Here is a 25,387-nt window from a genome sequence, read left to right on the forward strand (position 1 = left end):
CGCGTCGGTCAGCGGGCGTGGCGCAGCGCCCGGTCGAGGGCGTGGTCGGCGATCTGCGGCCAGCCGTGCTGGGCGGGTAGCAGGTGGGCGTAGCCCTCGAAGAGTTCGGTGGTGTCGCCCTGGTGGTGCGCGGCGTTGCCGCGTTGCACGCGGGGCGGCATGGCGGGTTCAGCCGAGGTCGACGAGGAGGGGGCGGTGGTCGGAGATGGTGGACGCCGGCGCGCTGACGGCTCGTACCGGTGGGAGTTGGTCGAGGGCGTGCCGGTCGGCGAGGACGTGGTCGAGTTGGACGCGGGGCTGCCCGGAGGGGTAGGTGGGGCGGCGGCCCAGGGGGTGCCAGCCGGAAATGAGCCGGGCGGCGCCGGCGGGCAGGTTGAGGTCGCCGAGCAGGACGCGGGGGCCGGGTAGGGCGCGCAGGGCGCGCACGGTCTGGCGTAGTTGGCGGGCGTTCCAGCCGGGTACGAAGGACAGGTGGGTCGCGGCGACGGTGAGGGGGCCGTGGGGGGTGTCCAGGACGGCGGCGAGGACGACGCGGGGTTCGTCGTGTAGCAGGATGAGCCCGCCGCGGGGGCCGGGCACGTAGACCGGGGAGCGTACGGGGGCGGGTTTGAGGCGGGTGATGTGCCAGCTGCGGACGGGGTGGCGGCTGATCAGGCCGATGCCGTAGCAGGGTTCGCCGTGTCCGTCGTCCTCGTGGCGTAGTGGGCGGAAGTGTTCGCCGGGGGTGCCGACGACGGCGGCGGCGAAGCGGTGTTGGGGTGCGTCGAGGGCGTGGGCGGCGATGGTGGTGAGGTCGAGTTGGCCGCTGCGGTGTTGGTCGCGGTCGACCTCCTGTAGGGCGAGCACGTCGGCGTCGAGGGCGCGGATGGCGGCGGTGAGGCGGCTGGAGGTGACGAGCCCGTCGGTCAGGGATCGTCCGTGCAGCAGGTTGAAGGTGGCCAGGCGCACTTCTGCACCATACGTGTCCGTGGCATGGTTGCCGGGTGCTGAAGCTGTTGCTGTGTTCCGTGCTGGTGTTCGTGGCGGTTGGCGCGTTGGGGGTGTGGGTGCGGCGTTCTCGGGGTCGCTGAGCGGGTGAGTCTGGCCACTTGCGGGGCTGTCGGTGCGGGTGGGGTGGGGAGAATTGCCGCCCGTGGACGCCGTATCGCTGAGTACTTTGCTGGCCGCTGCCGCGATGGCGGGGTGGGTTGACGCCGTGGTCGGTGGTGGTGGGTTGTTGCTGCTGCCGGCGTTGCTGGTGGCGGCGCCGGGGTTGCCGGTGGCCACCGCGTTGGGCACGAACAAGTTGGCTGCGATCTTCGGGACGACCACGGCGGCGGCGACGTACGCGCGGCGGACCGAGGTGGACTGGCGGGTGGTGGCGCCGGCGGCGGGGCTGGCGGTGGTGAGTGCGGGTGTGGGTGCGGCGTTGGCCGGGGCGGTGCCGGCGTCGGCGTACCGGCCGGTGGTGTTGGTCGTGTTGGTGGCGGTGGCGGTGTTCGTGTTGCTGCGTCCCCGGTTGGGGGTGGTGGCGTTGCCGCGGCGGCGGACTCCGGTGCGGGTGGTGGCGGCGGTCGTGGTGGCGGGGGTGGGCATTGCCCTGTACGACGGGTTGATCGGTCCGGGTACGGGGACGTTCTTGGTGTTGGCGTTCACGGCTCTGGTGGGCGCGGATTTCGTGCATGGTTCGGCGATGGCGAAGGTGGTCAACGCGGGGACGAATCTGGGTGCGTTGGTGGTGTTCGGGGTGACCGGGCATGTGTGGTGGTTGCTGGGTGCGGCGATGGCGGTGTGCAACGTCGCGGGGGCGGTGGTGGGGGCGCGGATGGCGTTGCGTCGGGGGTCGGGGTTCGTGCGGGTGGTGTTGTTGGTGGTGGTGGTGGCGTTGGTCGCGAAGTTGGGTCACGACCAGTGGGTGGCGCGCTGATGTCGGTGCGGGCGGAGCACGACCGGGGGGTGCTGGCGCGGTTGCTGGGGCGTGACCCGGTGTTGCACGCGTACCAGTTGGGTGACCTGGACGATTTCTTCTGGCCGTACACGTCGTGGTTTCGCCTGGATGATCAGGTGGTGTTGCTGTATCACGGTGGTGACCTGCCGACGTTGTTGGCGTTCGGCGCGCCGGCGGACAGGGCGGCGTTGTCGGTGTTGCTGGGGCAGGTGGCGCCGGTGCTGCCGGCGCGGTTGTACGCGCACCTGTCCCCCGGCCTGGGCGATGCCCTGGCCGGGTCGTTCCGGTTGACGCCCGGTGGCCGGCATCACCGGATGGCGTTGACCGATGCGGGGCGGCTGGGTGCGGTGGCCCCGGCGGGGGTGGTGCTCGGTGTGGCGGACCTGCCGCAGGTGCGGGAGTTGTACGCGCGGGCGTACCCGGGGAACTGGTTCGACGAGCGGATGGTGCGGACCGGGCAGTATCTGGGGATCCGCGACGGTGGTGCGCTGGTCGCGGTGGCGGGGGTGCACGTGTTCTCCCCGGCGTACGGGGTGGCGGCGTTGGGTAACGTCACGACGGATCCGCGGTGGCGGGGGCGGGGGTTGGGCGCGTCGGTGGTGGCGGCGTTGTGTGTGCGGCTGCTCCAGAGCGTGGAGCATGTGACGTTGAACGTGAAGGCCGACAATGTGGTGGCGGTGCGCCTGTACGAGCGGGTGGGTTTCAGCCGGGTCGCCGACTACGACGAGTGGACGTTGACGGCTTCAGGCGCGGCGGCTGGGTGAGTCGAAGCGGCCGGCGCGGATCTCGCGCAGGGCGCGGCGGCGGGTGTCGCCGCGCAGGGTGTCGACGTAGAGGGTGCCGTGCAGGTGGTCGGTCTCGTGTTGCAGGGCGCGGGCGAGGAATCCGCTGCCGGCGATGGTGAGGGGCTCGCCGTGTTGGTCGACGCCGTGGGCGGTGGCGTGCAGGGCCCGGACGGTCGGGAAGTAGAGGCCGGGGATGGACAGGCAGCCCTCGTCGTCGTCCTGGAGGTCGTCGGAGAGTTCCAGGGTGGGGTTGATGAGGTGGCCGCGGTGCCCGTCGGCGTCGTAGACGAACACCTGGGCGCTGACGCCGATCTGTGGTGCGGCGACGCCGGCGCGGCCGGGGGCGCCGAGGAGGGTGTCCATCAGGTCGGTGACGAGGGCCCGTAGCTCGGCGTCGAAGGTGGTGACCGGGTCGCATTCGGTGCGTAGGACGGGGTCGCCGATGATCCGGATGGGCCGCATGGTCATGGGGGCAGTTTATCGCCGGGGGCGGTGGGTTTCGTGTCCGGCCAGGGTGGCGCGGATCGGTGCGGTCTTGGCGGCGGCTTCGGCGACTTCGGCGTGGGCGTCGCTGTCCCAGGTGATGCCGCCGCCGGCCCAGGTGTGCAGTAGGTCGGTGTCGGCGGCGGCGGTGCGGATGGTCAGGCCGAGGTCGATGTGGCCGGGGGTGACCCAGCCGAGTGCGCCCATGCTGGCGCCGCGGCCGACGGGTTCGAGGGTGGTGATCTGGGTGAGGGCGGCGTGTTTGGGTGCGCCGGTGACGGAGCCGCCGGGGCAGGTGGCGCGGAGGAGGTCGGCGAGGCCGAGGCCGTCGGCGGCGGTGGCGCGGACGGTGGACTCGGCCTGCCACAGGTCGCACCAGCGGCGCACGGTGAACAGGTCGTCGACGGTGACGGTGCCGGTGCGGGCGATGCGGGCGAGGTCGTTGCGTTCCAGGTCGACGATCATGATGTGTTCGGCGCGTTCCTTGGCGCTGGCGAGCAGTTCGGTGTGGCCGGTGGGGGTGGCGGGGCGGGTGCCCTTGATGGGTCGGGTGATGAGGTGTCCGTCGGTGACCTCGATGAGGGTTTCCGGGGAGGCGCAGCCGATGGCCCAGCCGTCGCCGGTGAGGACGCCGCCGTAGCGGGCGCCGGGGAGGGCGCTGAGGCGGCGCAGGGCGGGCAGGGGGTCGCCGGTGTAGGGGGCGGCGGCGTGTCCGACGAGGTTGGTCTGGTAGACGTCGCCGCGGCCGATGGCGGCGCGGACGGCGGCGACGGCGTCGGCGTGTTGGCGGGGGGTCCAGCTTTCGGTCCACGGGCCGAGCCACCAGGGGGTGGGTGCGGCCGGTGGGGTGGCGCGGGTGGGGCCGTGTTCGTAGACGACGACGGTGAGGTCGGGGAGGGTGGGCGCGGGTTCGGGGGCGGTGGTGGGTGCGCCGGCCAGGTGCGCGCCGGCGGCGGCGGACAGGTAGAGCGCGGCGCCGCAGACCCCGCTGTGGTGGTGGGTGGGGGCGGGTCGGGTGAGGTCGTGCAGGGGCAGGCCGTGCGCGGCGAGGAACTCCTCGGCGAGGGCGGCGGGGTCGCCGCCGTCGTGGCGGTGCCAGTGCAGGCGTGCGCGTTCGGTGAGCGTGTCGCGGCAGGCGGTAGGCGCTGCGGGGACATCGACCCGCACCTGTGGGAGCGTTTCCACGCCGTATGGTCCGACCTTCCTCATCCGTTCAGTGGATTTCCCGTGCGCCAGGCCGAGACCTGCTCGTTGCTGGACACTTTCGCTTGGTACTGTGCGTCACTGGTCATGTGAACCATGACACAGTGCCCCCACAGTCCGGAGACCCTGATGTGCCAGCACCAACCGACCTGCCCCTCCGCTGAAGCCACCGACCGGGAAGCCGCGCGGGTCCTCGCCTGCTTCCGTGAGCAGGGCTGGAGCCTGCTCTGCAACGGTGTGATCGTCTTCGAGGACACCGGCGAGTTGCTTCCCGACGGCAGCAGCATCGCACCGCACCGCGGTCCCGCCCGCCACGCCCTCGTGGCCTGATCGACCACCCAGCGTCACCGTTTAGCCGCCCGTCGGCCCAGGCTAGTCCCCCGGTAAGGGACGTCCCCGCCCAGGCCGCAGCGGCTGCCGGGGCGGCCTGTACCGCCCGCCCCGGCTCGCCCGTTGTCAGTCCTCGAACGCCTCTGGCGACGGGCACGAGCAGACCAGGTTCCGGTCGCCGTACGCGCCGTCGACGCGCCGCACCGGCGGCCAGTACTTCCCGGCCCGGTCCACCCCGGCCGGGTACGCGCCCACCGACCGCGGGTACGGGTGCGGCCAGTCGTCACCGCTGACCATCGCCGCGGTGTGCGGCGCGTTGGCCAGGGGGTTGTCCCCCGCCGGCCACGCCCCGGACCCCACCTGCTCGATCTCCGCCCGGATCGCGATCATCGCGTCGCAGAACCGGTCCAGCTCGGCCAGGTCCTCACTCTCGGTCGGCTCCACCATCAGCGTCCCCGCGACCGGGAACGACATCGTCGGCGCGTGGAAGCCGTAGTCGATCAGCCGCTTCGCGACGTCGTCGACGCTCACCCCGGTCGCCTTCGTCACGGGCCGCAGGTCGAGGATGCACTCGTGGGCCACCAGGCCCTTGTTGCCGGCGTAGAGCACCGGGAAGTGCCCCCGCAGCCGCGCGGCCACGTAGTTCGCGGCGAGGACCGCCACGCCGGTGGCCCGGGTCAGGCCCTCGGCGCCCATCATCCGCAGGTACGCCCACGGGATCGGCAGGATGCCCGCCGACCCGTACTTCGCCGCCGAGATCGCCGGTGTGGCGTCGGCGTGCGCGCCCAGCGGGTCACCGGGCAGGAACGGCGCCAGGTGCGCGCGCACCGCGACCGGGCCGACGCCGGGGCCGCCGCCGCCGTGCGGGATGCAGAACGTCTTGTGCAGGTTGAGGTGGGACACGTCCGCGCCGAACCTGCCGGGCTTGGCGAACCCGACCAGGGCGTTGAGGTTCGCCCCGTCGACGTACACCTGCCCGCCGGCGTCGTGGACCTTCGCGCACAGCGACGCGATGCCCGTCTCGTACACCCCGTGCGTCGACGGGTACGTCACCATGATCCCGGCGAGCGCGTCGCGGTGCTTGTCGATCTTCGCGTCCAGGTCGACGAGGTCGACGTTGCCGTTGTCGTCGCAGGCCACCACGACGACCCGCATACCGGCCATCACCGCCGACGCGGCGTTCGTGCCGTGCGCCGACGACGGGATCAGGCACACGTCGCGGTGCGACTCACCGCGCGAGGCGTGGTAGGAGCGGATCGCCAACAACCCGGCCAGCTCACCCTGCGACCCGGCGTTGGGTTGCACGCTGACCGCGTCGTAGCCGGTCACCTCGGCCAGCCACGACTCCAGCTGGCCGATCATCTCCCGGTACCCGACGGTCTGGGTGTCCGGCGCGAACGGGTGGATGTTCGCGAACTCCGCCCAGCTGACCGGCTCCATCTCGGTGGTGGCGTTGAGCTTCATCGTGCACGACCCGAGCGGGATCATGCCCCGGTCCAGGGCGTAGTCGAAGTCCGACAGCCGCCGCAGGTAGCGCAGCATCGCCGTCTCCGAGTGGTGGCTGCGGAACACCGGGTGGGTGAGGAAGTCACCGCGCCGGGTCAGCTCGACGGGCAGGGCCGCGTCCACGGCCCCGTCGAGGGCGGGCACCTCGAACGCCTCCCACACCGCGCGCAGGTGCGCGTCGGTGGTCGTCTCGTCGCAGGACACGCCCACCCGGTCGGCGTCGACAAGCCGCAGGTTCACGCCCCGCTGCGCGGCCGCCGCGACGATCCGCTGCGCCCGTGCGGGCACGTGCGCGGTGACGGTGTCGAAGAACGCGACGTCCGCGACGTCCACGCCGCCGGCGCGCAACCCGGCCGCGAGCCGCGCCGCCATGTCATGGGTACGCGTCGCGATGTCCCGCAGCCCGTCCGGGCCGTGGTAGACGGCGTACATGCCGGCCATCACGGCGAGGAGCACCTGCGCGGTGCAGATGTTGCTTGTCGCCTTCTCCCGGCGGATGTGCTGCTCGCGGGTCTGCAACGCCAACCGGTACGCCGGGTTGCCGTCCGCGTCGCGGGACACCCCGACCAGGCGCCCGGGCAGCATCCGCTCCAGACCGGAACGCACCGCCAGGTAGCCGGCGTGCGGCCCACCGAAGCCCATGGGTACGCCGAAGCGCTGCGTGGTGCCGGCGGCGATGTCCGCGCCGATGTCCCCCGGCGCCCGCAGCAGCGTCAACGCCAACAGGTCCGCCGCGACCGTGACGAGCGCCCCGACGGCGTGCGCGGCCTCCACGAGGCTGCTGTGGTCGCGCACCGCCCCGGACGCGCCCGGGTACTGCAGGTGCAGGCCGAAGAACTCACCGGGCAGCTCGTCGCGCTCGACGTCGACGACCCGCACGTCGATGCCGAGCGGCTCGGCCCGGCTGGTGATCACCGCGATGGTCTGCGGCAACGCGTCGGCGTCGACGACGTACACCCGGCTCTTGCTCTTGGAGGCCCGCCGCGCGAGGGTCATCGCCTCGGCGGCGGCGGTGCCCTCGTCGAGCATCGAGGCGTTCGCGGTGGCCAGGCCGGTCAGGTCGGTGACCATCGTCTGGAAGTTCAGCAGCGCCTCCAGGCGGCCCTGGCTGATCTCCGGCTGGTACGGCGTGTACGCCGTGTACCAGGCCGGGTCCTCCAGCACGTTGCGGCGGATCACCGCCGGGGTGTGCGTGCCGTGGTACCCCAGCCCGATCATGGAGACGGCGACGGTGTTGCGGGCCGCGAGGGCCCGCAGCTCGGCGAGCGCCTCGGCCTCGGTGGCCGGGTCCGGCAGGTCCAGGGTGCCGTGCCAGCGGATCACCTCGGGGATCGCGGCGTCCATCAGCTCGTCGATCGAGTGATGCCCGACGACCTCCAACATCCGACGCTCGTCGTCGGGGCCGGGACCGATGTGACGGGTGGCGAACTGCTCTGCGGTCATGGGGGCACTCCCGGGGCGAGGTCGACGTGTCGGCCTCCCCCTCTGTCGCACCCCACACGGGGGCGCTCCACAGTGCCTGCCCACGAGGTCCTTTTGCCTGAGAGGTTCCGGGGAGGATTTGCCCCTTCGGCGCCGCCCCGCGTGCTGATCGGGCGGTCTCTCCCACGTGGGTGTTACCGGCATGGTCAACGCTACCAGCGACGGTGTTACAGGCAGATGTCCTACCCCCGGGCCGGTGCGGTCACACCCCGACCGGTGCGTCTCCACCCACCCGCGCGGCCAACCGCGGCAACAGGGCACCCAGGGGCGCGTCGACGCGGACCGTGGCGTGGCCGTCACCACGGGTCGGCCCCTGGTTCACGATCGCCACCGGAATGCCCCGTTTCGCCGCGCGGATCACGAACCGGCGCCCCGACATCACCGTCAACGACGACCCGAGCACCAGCACCGACCGAGCCCGCTCCACGGCCGCGAAACACCGCGCCACCCGCTGCGGCGGCACCGTCTCCCCGAAGAACACCACGTCCGGTTTCAGCATCCCCGTGCCGCAGATCGCACAATCCACCGTCCGGAACGCCGCCACCTGCTCGTCGGGGAGATCCACATCACCGTCCGGGTTGACCGCGGCGACGCGGGCCACGAAGTCCGGGTTGGCCTCGCGCAACCGCCGGTCCAGCTCCTCCCGGGAGGTCAGGTTGCCGCAGTCCAGGCAGATCACCTCGTCCAGGCGACCATGCAACTCGATCACCGACGTGCTGCCGGCCGCACCGTGCAGACCGTCGACGTTCTGGGTGATCACCGTCTCGACCAGACCGGCGTGTTGCAACCCCGCCACCGCCCGGTGCCCGGCGTTCGGCGCCGCACCCGCGATCAACCGCCACCCCAGGTGGCTGCGCGCCCAGTACCGCCGCCGGGCCACGGGATCGGTGGTGAACGCCTGGTAGGTCATCGGGGTGTGCCGCCGCGCCACCCCACTGGGCCCCCGGTAATCCGGGATGCCCGACTCGGTGGACAGGCCCGCCCCGCTGAGCACCACCACCCCACCATCGGCCACCAGCGCGCGCACCGCCTCGAAACTGTCCGTCACCCCTCAATGCTGCCTCAACCAGTAGCCCAGCGCCGAACCCCAACGCCCCACCCCACCCCGTTGATCATGGAGTTATCGTCGACCGTCGCGGCGTGTCGTGACGACAACCTCATGATCGAACCGCTCGGTTGGGGCCGGGCGGGGGTGGGGGTGGGGTGGGGCGCCGGGCTACCGCGCGACGGCGTCGGCGACGACGCAGGCGATGTTGTCCGGCCCACCGCGCGCCTGCGCCAGGTCGATCAGCGCACCCACCGTGTCCTCGGGACCGCCGCCGGCACCCAGCGTCGCGTGCAGATCGGCACGCTCCACGACCGCCCACAGCCCGTCGGAGCACAGCAGGTACCGGTCACCGGGCAACGCGGTCCGCAGCGCCAGATCAGCCTCGACCTGCCGACCCCCACCCAGCGCGCGCACCAGCACCGCCCGCTGCGGATGCGCGGCAGCCTCGCCGGCGTCGAGACGACCCTGATCCACCTGGGTCCGCACCCAGGTGTGATCCTGCGTCAGCAGCGACAACTCCCCGCCCCGCAACAGGTACGCCCGGGTGTCACCGACGTGCACCAGCGCCAACTGGGAGCCGCTGCGCAGCAACGCGGTCAACGTGGTGACCGGCTGGTGCTCGTCGGTGGCCAACGCCCCCACGGTGCGGTCGACGTCGGTGACCGCACCGGCCAGCATCGTCAGCAGGTCCACCGCCGGGGTGTCGGCGAGCACCAACGGCAGGAGGGCGTCGATGGCGGCGGCACTGGCCGCAGCCCCACCAGGCCCCCGCATACCGTCGGCGACGGCGAACAGCCGCTCACTGGCGTACGCGGCGTCCTCGTTGCTGTCACGCGCCACCCCGGCGACACAGCCGGCGGCACAGCGAACGGCAAGGTCGGGATTCGACCGAGACACGGAGACGTCCCCGTCCAGAAGATGCTCCACGAGGACCGTGGCGAGCCGGGCACGGGCCGCGGTGTCGACGCTGACCTCCCGCCAGTACGCGGCGACCACCTCCGCCGCCGCCGCGGGCCGCAGGGCACACACGACGCGGATCGTCGCCAGCGGCATACCGATACGCCGTAGCTGGGCGACCAACCGAGCCACCGGCAGCTGCTCCGGGTCGTAGAGCCGATACCCGGACTCAGGATCGACAGCGGCCGGCAGCAGGAGCCCCACCTGCTCGTACAGGCGCAGCGCCTTCGGCGTCAGCCTCGCCGCCCGGGCGAACACCCCGATGGTCCACAACCCCACGTCGCCATCCTCCTCGCGCCGGTCACGGCGACCGGCACACCCCCAGGCTCAGGGTTACCCGAAGGTCAAGGTCACGCCGCCGAAACCCACGGCGCCGGTAGGTTGGGCGCATGCGTGTCGTCATCGCCGGAGGCCACGGCAAGATCGCCCTACTGCTGCACCCCCACCTCGCCGGGCGCGGTGACACCGCCGTCGGCCTGATCCGCAACCCCGCGCAGGCCGCGACGCTGCGCGCCGCCGGCGCCACCCCCGTCGTCTGCGACCTGGAACACACCTCGGTCACCGAGCTGGCCGCGCACCTGCACGGCGCCGACGCGGTGATCTTCGCCGCGGGCGCCGGACCCGGCAGCGGCGCCGCCCGCAAGGACACCGTCGACCGGGCCGCCGCCGCCCTGCTCGCCGACGCCGCCACCCACGCCGGTGTCCGCCGCTACCTGCTGGTCTCCTCGATGGGTGTGGACACCCCACCCGCCGCCGGCACCGACGACGTGTGGGCGGCGTACCTGCGCGCCAAACGCGCCGCCGAGGACGACCTGCGGGGCCGTGACCTGGCCTGGACGGTGCTGCGGCCCGGCCGGCTCACCGACGACCCACCCACCGGGCAGGTCACCCTCACCCGACACGCCGGGCGGGGCGCGATCAGCCGCGCCGACGTCGCCCACGTCCTCGTCGCCCTGCTCGACGCACCAGCCACCACCGGTGCGACCCTGGAACTCGTCAACGGGCCCACCCCGATCGCCGACGCCATCCGCGCCGCCACCACCTGACCAGTGACCTTTCAGCGGAGCACCCGGGCAGGGGATCGCACCCCACCCGGGACGCTCACCGCTGCTGGTGGCGCGGCAACGCCGACTGACCCACCACACCGCCGACGAACGGCGCCCCCGGCGTCTCCGCCGCGATCCGATCCATCGTCCGGGCCAACTGCTCACTGCCGTCATCGAGATGCCGCGCCGCCGCCTGCATGTGCGACACCATCATCTCCCCGAAGATCCGCAACGCCTCCCGGGTCGCCACCGTGTCGTCGAAGCTCGACCCCGCCGCGCTGCGGTACTCCGCCACGGCCCGCTCCGCCTCCTGCTTCGCCTCCGCCTCCGCCGCGTGCAGGTAACTCTCGTACTGCACCCGGGCGTACTCGGCGACCCGCCGCGCGTAGTCATGCGCCTGCGCGATGATCTGCTCCGCCTCCCGCTGCGCCGCGGACAGCAGATTCACCTCCCGCGCCGCCGGGACCTTCCCCGCCGACCCCGTGCTCGGAATCACCCCATGGCGGTGCAACTCCACCCGGTCGGTCAGCCGCTCGTTCTCCGCCCGCAACGTCGCGATCTGCGTCGCCAACACATCCAACTCGTCGGCGATCTGCATCCGGAACCGGTCCACGTCGGCGTTGTCGTAGCCACGCCGCGCGAACGACGCCGCCCCGAACTGCCACCGCCGAACCCGGTCGGCGGTCATCCGCACCTGCACCGCGCCGGAAACCTGCATCCCGTCGTACCGGCTGATCGGGGTCGCGCTCACCTGTGCCCACCTCCCGAAACGTCACCGACCGGCGCCTGCTGCACCGCCGTACGCCACGCCGGGCCGTACCACTGCTCACCCAGGCCCTCGTGGTGCACCTGACCCGCGTGGAAACCCGCCTGCAGCAACGCCCGCACCGCGTACGACACCATTTCGTCCGACCCACACACGAACACGTGCCGGGAACGCCAGTCACCATCGGCCAACGCCCGATCCACCGCGTGTACGAACTCCCCGGGCCGGTTCACATCGGCACCCACCACATAGGTCACCGTCAACCACGGATACGACGACGCCAACTTGTCGATCGCATCGCTGTCATAGAGCTCACTGCGGGAACGGGCCGCCACGTACAGATCCACCCGCCGACGCGAACCCTCCGCCGCGACCTGCTCCACGAGCGCCTTCACCGGCGCCCACCCGGTCCCCGCGACCAGCAGCAACAGGTCACTGGAACCCGCCGACCACAACCCCAGCCGCTCCCCGACCGGCGCCGCCAGGTGGATCCGATCCCCCACCGCCGACCCGTAGACCAACCGCGACGACACCGCACCACCCGGCGCGGCCCGCACATGCAACTCCAGGGTGCCGTCCGCGCGCGGCGCGTTCGCCGGCGAGTAGTACCGCCACGAACGCACCGACGGATGCGACACCCCGATCGACTGACCCGGGGTGAACGGCAGCAGGTACTGCGGACGCACCGTCAACACCGCCACGTCGAACGCCCGCCGCTCGTGCGCCACGATCTCCGCCACCCACCACGGCGGGTTCACCGCCTCGGCGGCCTGCGCGGCCTCCACCATCACCTGAGCCACCAACCCGTACGCGGCCGCCCAGTCCGCGGCCAACTCGTCGGTCCACTGCTCGGCGAGGAAATGCTGCAACGTCGCCAACAGCGCCTCACCGACAGCCGGGTAGTGCTCCGCGCGGACCGCGAACTTGCGGTGGTCCGCGCCCAGATCCTGCAGGAACCCCACAAGCCGGTCCACCTGGTCCACGTTGGACACGATGTGCCCCAACGCGGTCACCAGACGGTCCCGCTGCCCGGCCATGTTCGTCGGGAACATCTGCCGCGTCTCAGGATGAGCGAGAAACAACGTCGAGTAGAAATAGAGCGGCACCTGATCGCCGTGCTCGGCGACCACCGACCAGCTCCGCTTGAGTTGGGCCGCGTCCACGCTCAGGCGCCCGACCGGTCTCCGGAGGCCACCACCTGGTCCTGCACCTGACCCAGCACCGTCTGCACGTCGGCCAGGATGTCCGCCGGCACACCCAACTCCGTCAGCGTCGCCAGGAGGTACCCGCCCACCTTCACGTAGTGCTCCACCGGGATGTTCAACGGCTGGTGCGCCTCGGCCAACCCACGACCGGTGTACTCGTCCGGACCACCCAACACCGTGGTCAACATCAACGTCAGGTGCCGCCGCTGACCCACCATGTCCACATCGGCGAAATAGCCCGCAGCAGCCGGGTCGGCCAACACCTTGTCGTAGAACAGATCAACAGCCGCCTTGACCGAGCTGGCACCACCAATACGGTCGTAGTGCGACTTCGGGGCAGCCTCTTCGGTAACCGTCACGGTCGTTCCTCCGGGGGGAAGGGTCGATAACCGTGACGGACCATAGCGTGTCAATCGCCCGGGGTCATTGCCCCCCTATCGCGTTCCCGACAATGGCCCGAAACGCAGCGTCACCACTACCGACGAGTATCTCCACAGTCGGCAACGAGAACGACACCCAACGTGTCCACAGTGGACGGAAGCCACCCACCGACGCCACCCGCCGTCACCGACGGTCGCGAAAAAACCAACCGAAAAAACCGAACGCCCCGCGCTCAGCCAGCCCGCCGCCGCGCCCGCCGCGCCGCCAACTCGTCACCCACCGGATCCGACCCCGACGCCACCACGGACTCCACCGGAGCGCTCGTCGCCGGCTCCGCCGGCAGATGCGACAACGACCCCTGGATCTCCTTGAACGCCCCACCGATCGCGATCCCGAAGACACCCTGGCCACCCTGCAACAGGTCGACCACCTCCTCCGGAGACCGGCACTCATACACAGTCGTCCCATCGGAGATCAACGTGATCCCGGCCAGATCCTCCACACCACGCGACCGCAGCGCCTCGATCGCCTTACGGATGTTCTGCAGGGACACCCCCGCATCCAACAACCGCTTCACGACCTTCAACACCACCAGGTCCCGGAACGAATACAACCGCTGCGTCCCCGAACCGGAGGCATCCCGCACACTCGGCACCACAAGCGCCGTCCGCGCCCAGTAATCCAACTGCCGGTAACTGATGCCCACCGCGTGGCAGGCCGTCACACCCCGGTAGCCGACCGAACCGTCACCCTCAGCCGCCACACCTGGCGACGAGGCACCCGGCTCGTCGAACTCCCTACCTGGATCGGGATCCTGCGGCTCGTGCATCCGGACAACCTCCCCCGTCAGTGTGGCAACGCGTCGTTTCCTTCAACGCGCACCCCTCGACACGGCAACCCTATAGCCACCTTCAGGGGTTACCACGGAGGAACCGACACGACACGCCGCGCAGCCACCGAGAAAGATCACCAACCGCACCGGGGAAGCACCCCCAGCGACACCCGGGAGCAGAGCCCACGGCCCACCTCAGCCCGCGAAGTCCTCCGGACGCACCTGCTCCAGGAACTCCCGGAACTTCTCCACCTCGTCCTCCTGCTCATCAGGAATGACGATCCCCGCCTCGCTGAGGACCTGCTCAGCACAACGAATCGGCGCACCGACACGCAACGCCAACGCGATCGAATCGCTCGGCCGCGCCGACACCCGCACCCCATCACCGATCAACAGATCCGCGTAGAACACGTTCTCCTTGAGCTCGGTGATCTCCACCGCCTGCAAGGGCGCCTTCAACGCCGCCAACACGTCCCGCAGAAGATCATGCGTCAACGGCCGAGCCGGCTTGACCCCCTGCTGCTCATAAGCGATAGCCGTGGCCTCGACCGCGCCGATCCAGATCGGCAGATAGCGGTCCCCCTCGACCTCCCTGAGCAGGACGATCGGCTGGTTGCTAGGCAGCTCCACCCGAACTCCGACCACGCTCAGCTCGCGCACCGCCGCCTCCGTGTCGTTGTCACCTACGCCGCACCGCGCCCTTCCCTGCACGGTACACGGACCGCGACACGGTCGTCCCGTGCGCTACCGCACCACGCCCGCGCCAGAAAGGGGTTACCCCGGCAAGCCTACGGCACGCTTCCCGGAAGAGATCTTTCCGCTCAGCCACCACCCACCGGGCACCCTCACCGACCCAACGTCGACCGCAAACCCACCCGCACCAACGCCGCGTGCAGCTGCTCCGACAACGCCACCAACTCACGCGCCGTCTCCGCCGCCCGAGCCCGCGCCGCCGGATCACTCTGCCGCGCCAACGGCGCCACCAACTGCGCGAACAAACCAACCTCACGGTCCGCCGCCGTCCGGTAACCCCGCAGATGCCGCGGCTCCAACCCGTACGACGCCAACCCCGCCACCGCCGAAGCGATGATCAACGCATCCGCGTCATACCAACCCGGCGGATCCGACACCAGCACACCGAGCCGCTCCAACTCCACCAACGTCGACTCGTCGATCCCACTGCGCGCCACCAGATCCGCCCGGCCGAGCCGCACCTGCGACGACTCGGCCGGCTCCACCGACTCACGACCCGGCACCGCACCATCAGGACCAACCGCCACCAACGCAGGCCGCGACCGCCCCGGCTGCTCACCAGACGAATCCCACTGCGCCAACTGCTCACGGATCACCCGCAACGGCAGGTACTTGTCCCGCTGCGCGGTCAACACGAACCGCAACCGCGCGACATCGTCCCAGCTGTACTTCCGGTAACCCGCAGCCGTCCGCTGCGGCTCGACCAGACCCTCAGCCTCAAGAAACCGCAGCTTCGAAATCGTGGTGTCCGGGAAATCCACCCGCAACTGCCCAAGCACCTCACCGATGCTCATCAGCGGCTCAGACCGAGCCGCTCCGGGTGACATGGAGGCAGCAGGCTCGTTCACCCCCGGCCGGCCTCCTCCTCCGGGCGCGGACCGGCGATGAACACCACCCGGAACTTACCGATCTGAACCTCGTCACCATTGCTCAACGTGGCCGCCTCAACCCGCTCACGATTCACGTACGTGCCATTCAGGCTACCCACGTCCCGCACCGTGAACGTCCCACCATCACGGTGGAACTCCGCGTGCCGACGCGACACCGTCACGTCGTCGAGGAAGATGTCACTGTCCGGATGCCGGCCACTCGTCGTCACATCGTGGTCCAACAGGAACCGGGCACCCGCATTCGGGCCTCGACGAACCACCAGCAGCGCCATACCCGGCGGCAACGAGCCGGACATCCGGCTCGGCACCACATCGGTGTCCGGCCCTTCCAGCACTTCGTCGAGCGAACCGAGATTGAGCGTCGAAGTGACGTCGAGCGGGGGGAACTCGTCGTCTGGCCGCGTCATGGGACCACCTCACGGATCTGTTCGGTCGGCGTCGGGTAATGGCGGGTCTGGCCGCCGGGCACTTGTACACCCGGCGGCTGGCTCCCCGTGCCCGGGAAGGCAATTCCGCAACGCTCAACTATTTGGGTTCTCGGTCGACCTGGCGAGCCTAGCCAGCGCCGAAATGCAGGGCAACCGGACGCGCGCACACAGCCCACGCACCGGATCACGCACACTCAGCCTTCGGTGATCTTCTGATAAGCGGCCGCCGTCAGCAACCCATCCGTCGCCGTCGGATCGTTCGGCGTGATCTCCACCAACCAACCCGCACCGTACGGATCAGTGTTGATCAGCTCCGGTGTATCACCCAACGCCTCGTTGGACGCCACCACCGTACCGGCGACCGGCGCGTAGATCTCCGACACACTCTTGGTCGACTCGATCTCACCCAACGAGTCACCGGCCGCGACCACCGCACCCGCCTCGGGCAACTGCACGTACACGATGTCACCCAGCGCGTCCTGCGCGAAGTGCGTGATACCGACCCGGATCGAAGCCGTGCCGTCACCCGCCACCCACTCATGCTCGGCGGTGTATCGCAGATCCTCAGGAATCACCAGACGCGTCCTTCATCCATCGGTGCCCCGGACCACCCGGGCCCGGCGCGGCCGCGCCGGTCAGGAGACCGGACGGGCGTGTTCCAACTTGATCGGCGCGTGCAGCGCCGAAACCTCGGCAACCTCACGCTCCCCAAACGTCACGTTACCGCCGACACCTCGGACCGACGCCACCACCCCACCAGGAATGTTCAACGCCGTACGCATCGTCGCCGGATCACCGATCACCGTGATCGTGTACGGCCCCGTCAACCGACGCCCCTCCACCATCAACGACCCGTTGTCCCCATCGAGGAAGTACGTCGACGCGATGATCCGCACCGTCGCCCGGTCACCACCGGAGATCTGCATCGCCTCCGCGCCCGCACCCCGCAACTCCTGCACCGCGTCCAGCACCCGCGTCGCAGTGATCGGCTTGACACCGGAGTCGAACTGCACAGTCAACCCCGGCCCCACCGCCGGCAACGTACCCGCCAGGATGCCCAACTCGTTCGCCCGACGCGTCGCCTCGTCCAACGCCGCCTGACGACCCTGCTCACCCGAGGCCAACTGCCGCTGACTGTCCTCCAGAGCCCGAATATCCTGCTGCAGACGACTCTCCCGCGCATCCAGATCCGACAGAATCCGCACCAGGTCCTCCTGGCGCGTCGCCCCCAACGTCGGATCCGTCGACGTCGTCTTCAACTGCACGACCAACGTGAAACCCAGCAGCACCAACAACGCCACGATCATCACACCGGCCGTACTCCACCGGAACCGACCCGCCGCCACCGGTCGCGCCGCCACCGGCTCCCCGGCCGGCTCGGCCAACCCGTCCGACACCGGCTCCGGCCCTACCGACCGCGACACCGCAGCCCCCGGCCGCGACACCGCGTTCAGGTCCACCGTCGCGCCCTCGTCGACCCCCTCCACCGCGGGCTCGTCGTCCGGCCGCTCCCCCGGCACCGCCGGCTCCTGCGGGGCCAACGGGCTCAACTCGTCCGGATCCGGCGCGTCCGGACGAGGATCGGGCTCACCCGCCGGCCCACCCGGGCGCGTCGGCCCACCCGGCTGCGGCCACCCGGTCCCCGTGTCGCTCTGCTCATCACTCATCGCTGTCAACCTACGCCCGGAACAGGTGCCGACGGATCGCCGCCACGTTGCCGAAGATGCGGACACCCAACACGACGACCACACCCGTGGACAACTGCCCGCCCACCCCGAGCTGGTCACCCAGATACACGATCAGACCAGCGACCAACACGTTCGAGATGAACGACACCACGAACTGCTTGTCGTCGAAGATGCGGTCCAACCGGGCCCGCACCCCACCGAACACCGCGTCCAACGCGGCCACCACAGCGATCGGCAGGTACGGCTGCAACGCCGCCGGCACCGTGGGATCAAGCCACACACCCAGCACCACACCGGCAAGCAACGCCAGCACCGCGATCATCGGCCACCTCCGGAGGGGCTAACGGTCGTCGTCGGACCGGACGACCCAGGACTGCCGGACCGGACACCCGACGCGGAAGGGCTCGGACTGACCGACGGCTTCGCGTAGCGTAGCTGCGGCTCCGGAGCCGCCGGCAGGGTGAGGTCATCGGCCTCCCGCACACCGAACGACAACCCGGTCTTCTGCGCGACCTCCCGCATCACGTCCGCGTTGCGGCTGCTCTCGAACTTGCGCCGCAGCGAACCCGGCCCGACCGCCGACACCTCGTACGGCCCCATCACCGGACGGAAGTCCACAAGGATCGCGTCACCCGCCGTACGGATCGTCGACGTCGAGGTCAACCGCTGCCCATTGATGGCGACCGCCTCCGCACCGGCACTCCACAACGCGTTCGCCACACCCTGCAGATCGCTGTACAACACCCGCGACGGCCCCGCACCGGCACCCGTCACCGCGTCCGCGTTCTCCGGCCCGTCCGCCAACCGCACCACCACACCGTCGCCGCGCACCCGACCCAGGCCGGTGCTCGCCTCCAGGTCCCGCAGCCGTGCCGCCGCCGACCCGCTCAACGCCGCGTCCCGCTGCCGACTGACCTCCTCGCGCAGCTGATCCGCGCGGGTGGACAACCGGTCGGTCTGACCCTCCCGCTCCTTGATCTGCGCGACCAGACCGGAACGAGCCTGGGCCCGCCCCGGCTCGTCCGCCATCGTCTGCCGGTACGCGACCGCGAACAGGAAACCGAGCAGCACCACCACGACCAGACTGACCGACCGCGCCGGCCAGGCCCGCCACCCCCGGGCCGACCCGTTGGACGCCGAGCGCCGTCGCGCCGCCGCCGCATCCGCGTACCCCGGATCGAGCGGGTTGCGGAACAACTCGGTCAGGAAGTCCGGCGCGTACACCCGATCCGGGCGGGGCTTCCCCGACTGCGGCGCGGTCATGCCGCCGCCCCCGGGCCACGTGCCGCGCGCACCAGCCGCGCCGCCTGCACCACGTACATCCCGCCGGCCACCCAGTAGAGCACCAGCCCCCACCACGCCAACGCCCAGCCGATCGCGGCCGTCGCCGTCGCCGCCGCGCTCCACTCGGTGGCCAACAGCAGCACCGGGAACGCCGCCAACAGCAGGAACGTGGCGGTCTTACCGACGTAGTGCACCGGCGGCGGCCCGTACCCGTAGCGGCGGAGCACCGCCAGCGAGCCGAGCAGCAGCAGCTCACGGGCCAGCAGTGCCGCGGTGAACTGCCACGGCACCACCTCCCGCGCGGTGAAGGCGACAAGGGTGGCGAGGATGTAGAGCCGGTCGGCGAACGGGTCGAGCAACTCCCCCAGCCGACTCACCTGGTGCAGGCGGCGCGCGATCCAGCCGTCGACCCAGTCCGTGGTGCCGCCGATGGCCAGGACGACGATCGCCGCCACGTCGGCCCGCTCGACCAGGAACAGGTAGAGGAAGAGGGGCACGCCCAGCAGCCGCACGAAGCTGATCAGGTTGGGCAGGGTGAGCACCTGGTTGCCGGGGGCCTGGTCACCGGTGTCCCGCGGTTGCTCTGCCCGAGCCGGACGCGACACCGATCCTCCTCCACGGCACGGACCCTCGGCCGACGTCGAGCGCGGCGGAGGGTCGTACACGCTGTCGGGCCGGCCCACGCCGGCTCCCCCTGCGGCCCCGGGTGGGGCCTCTTTCCCTGAGCCGGCCCGCGATCTCGAAGATCACGGGCCGGGTAAGTGCGCTGTCACTATATCGGGCCTGCGTCCGCTTGCCCGGCGCCGTCGCGGCTCGTCGGGTGCGGCGTTGTCGCACTGTGGCGTGGATCACCACGCGTAAAGCGTCCTAGGATACTAGTGGAAGCGGCGACTCAGGCCGTCTGTGCCGCCGGATCGGTCTGCTGCTCGGGCACCGCCTGCGTCGCCGCCCGATCGAACGCGACAAGCGCCAGCAACAGATCGTGCTGCGTGCGCGCCGGCATCCGATCCAGCACCGCCTGCACCGCCCGCCGCCGCCGCTCGGCCAGGTCCCCCAACAGCGTCAGCGCCGCCGGGGTGGGCACCAGCCGCACCTCACGCCGGTCGCGGGGATCGGCCACCCGGCGCAACAACCCGGTCGCCTCCAGCCGGTCACAGAGGCGGCTCGCCGACGACGGCACCACGTCCAGCAGCTCCGCCAACCCGTTGACGTTGGTTTCCGAACGGCTGGTGATCAGCGCCAACACTCGCAACTGGGTGGGCGGCACCTGATGCCCCGACGCGGCCGAGTCGAGCACGGCGATCAGTGTCCCGGCGGCCGCGTCGATCGCCGCGGCGAGATCCCCAGGTCGCTCCACCCGATGTCCCCCGCCGTCGTCGCGCTGCTGCCCGCCAGACGCAGCGGCGGCGACCCTCACCTGGCGCCCCGCGCACGCGGGCCGTGCCAGTCCAGACACACCACGACGGCGTCGTCGCGTAGGTCGGAGTCCGCGTGGTAGGCGTGCAGTTCGCGCATCACCGTACCAACCGCCTCGGCCGCCGGCTGCAACCGCGTGGCGCGCAACGAACGCGCCATCACCCGATCCCCGTACGGCTCCTGGCCCGGCGGCTCGGCGGCCCACACCCCGTCGCTGACCACGAACAGGCGGTCGCCCGGCTCGAGGTGCAACTCCTGCACCTCGTAGCGGGTCTCCGCGAACATCCCCAACGGCAACTGCTGATCCAGCTTCATCCGCTCCACAGTCGCCCCGCGCATCCGCAGCAGGTGCGGGGACCCCGCGTCGACCGCCCGGACCCGACCGGTGCGGGTGTCGACGTCGAGCAGCAGGGTGGCCACGTAGCGGCGGCCCCGGTGCTGGTAGAAGACCGTGTCCGAGGCCAGTTCGGCCTGCTCCACCAGGCCGCCCCCGGAGCGACGGGCGTTGCGCATCGCGTTGACCGTGACGGCGGTCAGCATCGACGCGGCCAGCCCGTTGCCCTCGCCGTTGAGCACGGTCAGGGTCAGTTGGTCGCCGTCCAGCGACCAGTCGAAGTGGTCCCCACCCACGGTGTACGCCGGCTCCAGTTGCCCGGCCAACTCGAACGCGTGGTGCGCCACGCTGCGACCGGGCAGCAGATCCCACTGCATCTCGGCGGCCATCGTGAGTCGCTCCCGGCGACGGGCCCGCCGGTACCTGTCGGTCCCCCGGTCCGCCGCGCGCATCGCCACCGCGAGAGCGTCGGCGATGTCGGTCGCCTGGCCGGTCACTGTCGGATTCGGTACGGCCGGCAGCTCGATCAACAGCACGCCCAGCCGCTCCCCCCACAGCGTCAACGGCAGGTAGAGCCGGCAGGACCCCTCGCCGGCGGCGTCGCGTACCGGTTGCTGGCTGCTGAAACACCGCTGCGCCATGGTGTGGCAGGCCAGGAACCCGGCCGCCGGCAGGTCCGGGTCCAGGACCGGCCAGAGCCCGCTGATCCGATAGTCGGCGACGAAGACGTCGGTGCGCAGCGCGCCCAGCGTCGACCGGATCGCCTGGTCCGCCGCCTCGGCCAACTGGTCGGGCGGGGCCTCGCGCAGCGCGCGCGACACCACCTCCGGCGGGTCCACCATGCTCGTCCTCTCCAGAAGCTTGCGGTAGGGCAAGCATCATACGGACCACCCGGACGGCGAACCGCTGCGGTCAGTCGTCGCCCCGGGTCGCGAGCACGCCGTGGAACGCGTCGGGCACCGGGGCGGGCGGACCCACCGGCCGCCACCGCGCGACCGGCACGATCCCGTCCACCGTCGGCGCCCAGCGGCCCAGCAGCGGCCCGAACGCGGTCGGTGGGCGCATCCGGAACTGTGGCCCCATCATCGCCAGCGCCTGCGGGTGACCCGCCAGCTCCTCGGTGTCGAAGTCCACCACGAGCAGGCTGCCCGGCGCCGCGCCGGCGTACAGCTCGTCGAGGGTGTGGGTCAGCGTGGTGTCGTCGAGGAACGCCGCCAGCCCGAGGAAGACCACCCCGACCGGCCGGCGGCCCCAGCCCGGCACGAAGCGGTGCAACTGCGCCGGGTCGATCGTGCCGATGTCGGTCGCGTCACCGAAGCCGTAGCCGGCCCGGTCGCTGCCGGCGAGGATGCTCTGCCCCAACCGGATGGTCACCGGGTCGACGTCGGTGTAGAGCACCGTCGCGTCGACGGCGACCTCGTGCACGTTGCCCATCGTCGGCACCCCGGCGCCGAACACCAGGAAACCGTCCACGCCCCGGGCGGCCATGGCCCGCACCGCCCGCCCCAGGAACGCCCGCAGCTCCCGGAACACCGGAGCGCACGGCCCGTACGCCTGCTCGAACGCGCTCGCGGCCGCCACGTCGACCGGGAAGTGGTGCTCCCCGCCGAGCCAATAGTCGATCATGCGGCCGGTGCTCGGCTGGTCCGGTGCACCCATCGACAATCCCCCCTCCGGACCGGTCGCCGTCAGCGTACCGACCCCGGCGCGCTCAGCGGTATCGCGGCGCGGGGACGGTCCCGCCCGCGATACTGGCCCCGAGCGGGAGGTGGGCGGTGAACTCGGCGAACAGCGCGGCGGTGGTGGTCGGCGTGGACGGCTCGCCGCCGGCCCTGCGCGCCGTGCGCCTCGCCGCCACCGAGGCGGCCCGCCGGCACCGGCCACTGCGGATCGTGCACGGGTTCGTCTGGCCGCTGCTGCACGTGCCGATCGCCCCCGCCCCGGGCGCGCCACCCGGCGGTGGGCTGCGGCACCGGGCCGAGGAGCTGGTCCAGGCCGCGGTGGCCGAGGCCGAGGCGACCGTAGCGGGGCTGTCGATCTCCGGTGAGATCATCGACGGTGAGGCCGCCGCGGTGCTGGTCGGCGAGTCCCCCACCGCCGCGCTCATCGTGCTCGGCGACCGAGGGCTCGGTGGTTTCTCGGCGCTCGTGGTCGGCTCGGTCGCGGTGCAGGTCGCCGCGTACGCCGACTGCCCGGTGCTCGTGGCCCGCGGCGCGCTACGACCCGACGAGCCGGTGCTTGTCGCGGTGGACGGCTCGCCGGCCTCCCGGCTGGCGGCCGACTTCGCGGCCGAGACAGCCGTGTCGCGCGGCGTGCCGCTGCTGGCGGTGCACGCCTACCGGCACCCCGGCAGCAGCGGCCCCGGCGACATGCAACCCCTGGTGTACGACGAGGCGAAGCTGCACGGCGAACAGGAACGGATGCTCGCCGGGTGGCTGACCGGCCTGACCGAGCAGCACCGGAAGCTGCGGTTGACCTGCCGGGCGGTCCACGGCCGGACCGGCGCCGTGTTGGCCGAGGCGTCCGGCTCCGCGCAACTGGCGGTGGTGGGCGGGCAGGGGCGCGGCGAGGTGACCGGGTTGCTGCTGGGGTCGGTGAGCCAGTCGATGCTGCACCACGCGCGGTGCCCGGTCGCCGTGGTGCACGGCCCCCGCTAGCGCCTGTGGTTCACCGGCCGCCAGACGGGTAGACGGCCGCGGTACGCCGACGACGACGAGGGCGACAGCAGACGCCCAGACCGACGAAGGAGACACCAGATGCCAGGACCACGGCCCGGCAGTAACGCCTACGACAAGCAGCGGGCGCGGTTGCGCAACGCGATCGACGACTCCGGACGTCGGGTGCCCGACGGCAAGGCCAACCAGGTCGCCAACCGGATCCTCCAGGAGGATCGCGGCCAGCGGGGCGTGGTACGCGGCGACCGCGCGTACGGCCCCAAGAGCGAGCGCGAACCGGGCGACCCGAAGTGAGAAGGGTCGACCTTGCCGACGGTGCCATCGCTGGTGCCGTCGGCAGCACCGCGCTGAACGTGGTCAGCTACCTGGACATGGCCCTGCGGGGACGGCCGGAGAGCGACGTCCCGCAGGAGACCGTCGACCGGCTGGCCGGGATCGCGCACGTCAGCCTGGGGTCCGACGGCCGGGCGGCGAACCGTCGCTCGGGCCTCGGGCCGCTGATCGGCTACGGGCTGGGCATCGCCGCGGGCGTCGCGTTCGCGCTCTACGCCGGCGGTCGACGGCAACCACTGCCGGTGGCCACCGGCCTGCTCGGCGCCGGGGTGATGACCATGACCGACGGGTCGATCACCGTGCTCGGGATCAGTGACCCGCGCACCTGGCGGCGCTCCGACTGGATCTCCGACATCATCCCGCACCTCGCCTACGGGCTGACGGCCGCCGCGACCTGGAACAGGTTGCGGCGGCCGTCCGAGCGCGGTCGTTAGTTAGCGGGTGTCGCTGTCGTCCTCGGCCACCGGTTCACCGGCCGGGCCGTACGGCGACACCTGCCCCCTGGGCACCGGCCGACCCTCGTCACCGCGCGACGAGCCACGGTTGCGCGGGTGCCCGGTCGGCGTGGGCCCCTTGCTGTCCTGGCTGGTGGCGCCCTTGGCGTTGCGCCGGAACTCTTCCTGCTGCGGGTTGACCACAGGTGTCTCCCTCCGGGTACGGCGGGCGGCATCGACCGCCTTCCACCGTCGGCATACCCGCCCGCTCCGGCGGCATTCCGACAGCGGTCGCCGGCGCGACGCCTAGCGGGACACCGATGGGGTACCCGACCGGTGTGGGCAACGATCGAACGGTGGTGCGGGTCCTACTGGACCGGCGGGGCCGCACCTACGCGGAGGAGGCCGGCATCCAGCTCGCCGACCGTCCCCGCCCGCTCTACCAACTGCTGGTGCTGACCACCCTGCTGAGCACCCGGATCCGGGCGTGCCTGGCGGTGGACGCCGCGCGGGAGCTGTTCGCCGCGGGCTACCGCACACCGCAGGCCATGGAGGCGGCCAGCTGGCAGGAACGCGTCGACGCGCTGGGCCGGGGTCACTACCGCCGCTACGACGAGCGGACCGCCACCATGCTCGGCACCGGCGCCCGCCTGTGCCTGGACCGCTGGCACGGCGACCTGCGCCGACTACACCGCGAGGCCCCGGGTGACCCCGCCGGGCTGCGGCGACGCCTCACCGAGTTTCCCGGCATCGGCCCCACCGGCGCGGACATCTACCTGCGCGAAGCGCAGACGGTCTGGTCCGACCTGCGCCCGTACGCCGACCGTCGGGCCCTCGCCGGGGCGAAGCGGCTGGGCCTGCCGGGCTCCCCGGACGGGTTGGCCGGCCTGGTCGACGAACCGGACTTCGGCCGGCTCGCCTCGGCGCTGGTGCGGGTGGCGCTCGGCGAGGAGTCCGCCGGCGAGGTCACCCGGGTCGCCGCCCGCTGACCCGCTCACTTCACCGTCTTGTCCCCCGGCCGGGTCAGGTGCCACACCAGCAGCGCGGCGAGCAACGCCAGGACCACCACCCCACCGGAGATCCCGCGGCCCTCCTCGGGGCTGCGGCCGGCGCTGCCGAAGTAGATCACCGCGAGGCCGGCCAGCACCGTGACGAACGTACGCAAACCTCGGTCCTTCACGAATCGCACCGTAGGCAAGGC

At 71.5% G+C, this 25,387-nt stretch carries 32 protein-coding genes and 1 riboswitch; of the genes, 8 read left to right on the forward strand and 24 right to left on the reverse strand.

Annotation, left to right across the window (positions count from 1 at the left end; all coding sequences use genetic code 11):
• Positions 1–8 precede the first annotated feature (8 nt).
• Both ACGFH8_RS32335 and ACGFH8_RS32340 read right to left on the reverse strand, forming a co-directional pair.
• Positions 9–161 carry a hypothetical protein gene (locus ACGFH8_RS32335; RefSeq protein ID WP_393374778.1) on the reverse strand — a complete coding sequence of 51 codons (153 nt, stop codon included), beginning with the start codon at positions 159–161 and terminating at the stop codon, positions 9–11.
• Between the two features lie 7 nt (positions 162–168).
• Positions 169–948, reverse strand: a complete 780-nt coding sequence (locus ACGFH8_RS32340; protein ID WP_393374781.1) for an endonuclease/exonuclease/phosphatase family protein — start codon at positions 946–948, stop codon at positions 169–171.
• A 184-nt stretch (positions 949–1,132) separates the two neighbouring features.
• Between ACGFH8_RS32340 and ACGFH8_RS32345 the strand changes: the two genes are divergently transcribed.
• On the forward strand, positions 1,133–1,906 hold the full coding sequence (locus ACGFH8_RS32345) for a sulfite exporter TauE/SafE family protein (protein WP_393374784.1): 774 nt from the start codon (positions 1,133–1,135) through the stop codon (positions 1,904–1,906).
• Positions 1,906–2,691: a GNAT family N-acetyltransferase gene (locus tag ACGFH8_RS32350; RefSeq protein WP_393374786.1), complete on the forward strand. Its 786-nt coding sequence runs from the start codon at positions 1,906–1,908 to the stop codon at positions 2,689–2,691. Before ACGFH8_RS32345 ends, ACGFH8_RS32350 begins: the two co-directional genes overlap by 1 nt.
• On the opposite strand, the gene ACGFH8_RS32355 is transcribed toward ACGFH8_RS32350, so the two are convergent.
• Together ACGFH8_RS32355 and ACGFH8_RS32360 are read right to left on the reverse strand one after the other, a co-directional pair.
• Positions 2,671–3,180, reverse strand: a complete 510-nt coding sequence (locus tag ACGFH8_RS32355) for a peptide deformylase (RefSeq protein ID WP_393374789.1) — start codon at positions 3,178–3,180, stop codon at positions 2,671–2,673. The two genes, ACGFH8_RS32350 and ACGFH8_RS32355, sit on opposite strands and share 21 nt — an antisense overlap.
• 9 nt (positions 3,181–3,189) lie before the next feature.
• Complete coding sequence (locus ACGFH8_RS32360; RefSeq protein ID WP_393374867.1) at positions 3,190–4,431, reverse strand: chorismate-binding protein; 1,242 nt, start codon at positions 4,429–4,431, stop codon at positions 3,190–3,192.
• Positions 4,432–4,527: 96 nt separating this feature from the next.
• On the opposite strand from ACGFH8_RS32360, the gene ACGFH8_RS32365 reads away from it, so the two are divergent.
• Positions 4,528–4,728, forward strand: coding sequence for a DUF5999 family protein (locus tag ACGFH8_RS32365; RefSeq protein WP_007460326.1), 201 nt, complete (start codon positions 4,528–4,530; stop codon positions 4,726–4,728).
• A gap of 126 nt (positions 4,729–4,854) precedes the next feature.
• On the opposite strand, the gene gcvP is transcribed toward ACGFH8_RS32365, so the two are convergent.
• From gcvP to ACGFH8_RS32380, 3 genes are all read right to left on the reverse strand, one after another.
• Positions 4,855–7,677, reverse strand: coding sequence for an aminomethyl-transferring glycine dehydrogenase (gcvP, locus tag ACGFH8_RS32370; protein WP_393374792.1), 2,823 nt, complete (start codon positions 7,675–7,677; stop codon positions 4,855–4,857).
• A 75-nt stretch (positions 7,678–7,752) separates the two neighbouring features.
• A riboswitch (glycine riboswitch) is annotated at positions 7,753–7,852 on the reverse strand.
• Positions 7,853–7,918: 66 nt separating this feature from the next.
• Positions 7,919–8,764 (reverse strand): NAD-dependent protein deacetylase, encoded by an 846-nt coding sequence (locus tag ACGFH8_RS32375; protein ID WP_393374795.1) that lies wholly within the window; start codon positions 8,762–8,764, stop codon positions 7,919–7,921.
• A gap of 168 nt (positions 8,765–8,932) precedes the next feature.
• Positions 8,933–10,000 carry a MerR family transcriptional regulator gene (locus tag ACGFH8_RS32380; RefSeq protein ID WP_393374798.1) on the reverse strand — a complete coding sequence of 356 codons (1,068 nt, stop codon included), beginning with the start codon at positions 9,998–10,000 and terminating at the stop codon, positions 8,933–8,935.
• 110 nt (positions 10,001–10,110) lie between these two features.
• Here ACGFH8_RS32380 and ACGFH8_RS32385 point away from each other — a divergent pair, with 110 nt between their 5' ends.
• On the forward strand, positions 10,111–10,767 hold the full coding sequence (locus tag ACGFH8_RS32385; RefSeq protein ID WP_393374801.1) for an NAD(P)H-binding protein: 657 nt from the start codon (positions 10,111–10,113) through the stop codon (positions 10,765–10,767).
• A gap of 55 nt (positions 10,768–10,822) precedes the next feature.
• Here ACGFH8_RS32385 and ACGFH8_RS32390 read toward each other — a convergent pair whose 3' ends face one another.
• The 15 genes from ACGFH8_RS32390 to ACGFH8_RS32460 all read right to left on the reverse strand — a co-directional run bounded on the left by ACGFH8_RS32390 (position 10,823) and on the right by ACGFH8_RS32460 (position 22,403).
• Positions 10,823–11,518, reverse strand: a complete 696-nt coding sequence (locus tag ACGFH8_RS32390; RefSeq protein ID WP_393374803.1) for a DivIVA domain-containing protein — start codon at positions 11,516–11,518, stop codon at positions 10,823–10,825.
• Entirely contained in the window at positions 11,515–12,696 is a 1,182-nt protein-coding gene (locus ACGFH8_RS32395) for a globin domain-containing protein (RefSeq protein WP_393374806.1), read from the reverse strand. Before ACGFH8_RS32395 ends, ACGFH8_RS32390 begins: the two co-directional genes overlap by 4 nt.
• Before the next feature lie 2 nt (positions 12,697–12,698).
• Positions 12,699–13,097, reverse strand: a complete 399-nt coding sequence (locus ACGFH8_RS32400) for a group 1 truncated hemoglobin (protein WP_393374809.1) — start codon at positions 13,095–13,097, stop codon at positions 12,699–12,701.
• A 254-nt stretch (positions 13,098–13,351) separates the two neighbouring features.
• The gene (locus ACGFH8_RS32405; protein WP_393374811.1) at positions 13,352–13,948 is read right to left on the reverse strand and encodes a MerR family transcriptional regulator; all 597 of its coding nucleotides are present in this window, start codon (positions 13,946–13,948) and stop codon (positions 13,352–13,354) included.
• Positions 13,949–14,146: 198 nt separating this feature from the next.
• Positions 14,147–14,611, reverse strand: a complete 465-nt coding sequence (locus ACGFH8_RS32410; RefSeq protein ID WP_030327706.1) for a bifunctional nuclease family protein — start codon at positions 14,609–14,611, stop codon at positions 14,147–14,149.
• 185 nt (positions 14,612–14,796) lie between these two features.
• Complete coding sequence (locus ACGFH8_RS32415; protein ID WP_354974112.1) at positions 14,797–15,498, reverse strand: MerR family transcriptional regulator; 702 nt, start codon at positions 15,496–15,498, stop codon at positions 14,797–14,799.
• Positions 15,499–15,548: 50 nt separating this feature from the next.
• On the reverse strand, positions 15,549–16,001 hold the full coding sequence (locus ACGFH8_RS32420; RefSeq protein WP_007071101.1) for an FHA domain-containing protein: 453 nt from the start codon (positions 15,999–16,001) through the stop codon (positions 15,549–15,551).
• Positions 16,002–16,216: 215 nt separating this feature from the next.
• Positions 16,217–16,597 (reverse strand): glycine cleavage system protein GcvH, encoded by a 381-nt coding sequence (gcvH, locus tag ACGFH8_RS32425; protein WP_393374815.1) that lies wholly within the window; start codon positions 16,595–16,597, stop codon positions 16,217–16,219.
• 60 nt (positions 16,598–16,657) lie between these two features.
• Positions 16,658–17,689, reverse strand: a complete 1,032-nt coding sequence (locus tag ACGFH8_RS32430; protein ID WP_393374816.1) for a DUF881 domain-containing protein — start codon at positions 17,687–17,689, stop codon at positions 16,658–16,660.
• A gap of 10 nt (positions 17,690–17,699) precedes the next feature.
• Positions 17,700–18,032 (reverse strand): small basic family protein, encoded by a 333-nt coding sequence (locus tag ACGFH8_RS32435; protein WP_030327710.1) that lies wholly within the window; start codon positions 18,030–18,032, stop codon positions 17,700–17,702.
• Positions 18,029–18,973: a DUF881 domain-containing protein gene (locus ACGFH8_RS32440; RefSeq protein ID WP_393374817.1), complete on the reverse strand. Its 945-nt coding sequence runs from the start codon at positions 18,971–18,973 to the stop codon at positions 18,029–18,031. The genes ACGFH8_RS32435 and ACGFH8_RS32440 overlap by 4 nt, the downstream gene beginning before the upstream one ends.
• On the reverse strand, positions 18,970–19,599 hold the full coding sequence (locus ACGFH8_RS32445) for a CDP-alcohol phosphatidyltransferase family protein (RefSeq protein ID WP_393374820.1): 630 nt from the start codon (positions 19,597–19,599) through the stop codon (positions 18,970–18,972). Before ACGFH8_RS32445 ends, ACGFH8_RS32440 begins: the two co-directional genes overlap by 4 nt.
• 287 nt (positions 19,600–19,886) lie before the next feature.
• Positions 19,887–20,351, reverse strand: a complete 465-nt coding sequence (locus ACGFH8_RS32450) for a MarR family winged helix-turn-helix transcriptional regulator (RefSeq protein ID WP_393374823.1) — start codon at positions 20,349–20,351, stop codon at positions 19,887–19,889.
• A 56-nt stretch (positions 20,352–20,407) separates the two neighbouring features.
• The gene (locus ACGFH8_RS32455) at positions 20,408–21,586 is read right to left on the reverse strand and encodes a PP2C family protein-serine/threonine phosphatase (RefSeq protein ID WP_393374825.1); all 1,179 of its coding nucleotides are present in this window, start codon (positions 21,584–21,586) and stop codon (positions 20,408–20,410) included.
• Between the two features lie 70 nt (positions 21,587–21,656).
• A complete protein-coding gene (locus ACGFH8_RS32460; RefSeq protein WP_393374828.1) occupies positions 21,657–22,403 on the reverse strand; it encodes an SAM-dependent methyltransferase in 747 nt (248 codons plus the stop codon).
• Between the two features lie 116 nt (positions 22,404–22,519).
• Between ACGFH8_RS32460 and ACGFH8_RS32465 the strand changes: the two genes are divergently transcribed.
• The 3 genes from ACGFH8_RS32465 (at position 22,520) to ACGFH8_RS32475 (ending at position 24,186) form a co-directional block, all read left to right on the forward strand.
• Positions 22,520–23,401: a universal stress protein gene (locus ACGFH8_RS32465; protein ID WP_393374830.1), complete on the forward strand. Its 882-nt coding sequence runs from the start codon at positions 22,520–22,522 to the stop codon at positions 23,399–23,401.
• A gap of 99 nt (positions 23,402–23,500) precedes the next feature.
• A complete protein-coding gene (locus tag ACGFH8_RS32470; RefSeq protein ID WP_030327717.1) occupies positions 23,501–23,713 on the forward strand; it encodes a hypothetical protein in 213 nt (70 codons plus the stop codon).
• Complete coding sequence (locus tag ACGFH8_RS32475) at positions 23,710–24,186, forward strand: hypothetical protein (protein ID WP_393374833.1); 477 nt, start codon at positions 23,710–23,712, stop codon at positions 24,184–24,186. The genes ACGFH8_RS32470 and ACGFH8_RS32475 overlap by 4 nt, the downstream gene beginning before the upstream one ends.
• Here the strand turns inward: ACGFH8_RS32475 and ACGFH8_RS32480 are convergent, their stop codons facing one another.
• The gene (locus ACGFH8_RS32480) at positions 24,187–24,390 is read right to left on the reverse strand and encodes a hypothetical protein (protein ID WP_393374836.1); all 204 of its coding nucleotides are present in this window, start codon (positions 24,388–24,390) and stop codon (positions 24,187–24,189) included.
• 116 nt (positions 24,391–24,506) lie between these two features.
• Here ACGFH8_RS32480 and ACGFH8_RS32485 point away from each other — a divergent pair, with 116 nt between their 5' ends.
• Positions 24,507–25,175, forward strand: a complete 669-nt coding sequence (locus tag ACGFH8_RS32485; RefSeq protein ID WP_393374839.1) for a hypothetical protein — start codon at positions 24,507–24,509, stop codon at positions 25,173–25,175.
• A 5-nt stretch (positions 25,176–25,180) separates the two neighbouring features.
• Here ACGFH8_RS32485 and ACGFH8_RS32490 read toward each other — a convergent pair whose 3' ends face one another.
• Positions 25,181–25,366, reverse strand: a complete 186-nt coding sequence (locus ACGFH8_RS32490) for a hypothetical protein (RefSeq protein WP_036410487.1) — start codon at positions 25,364–25,366, stop codon at positions 25,181–25,183.
• Between the last annotated feature and the right edge of the window lie 21 nt (positions 25,367–25,387).

The sequence above is a fragment of the Micromonospora sp. NPDC049175 genome, from assembly GCF_043197345.1.
Lineage (GTDB): Bacteria > Actinomycetota > Actinomycetes > Mycobacteriales > Micromonosporaceae > Micromonospora.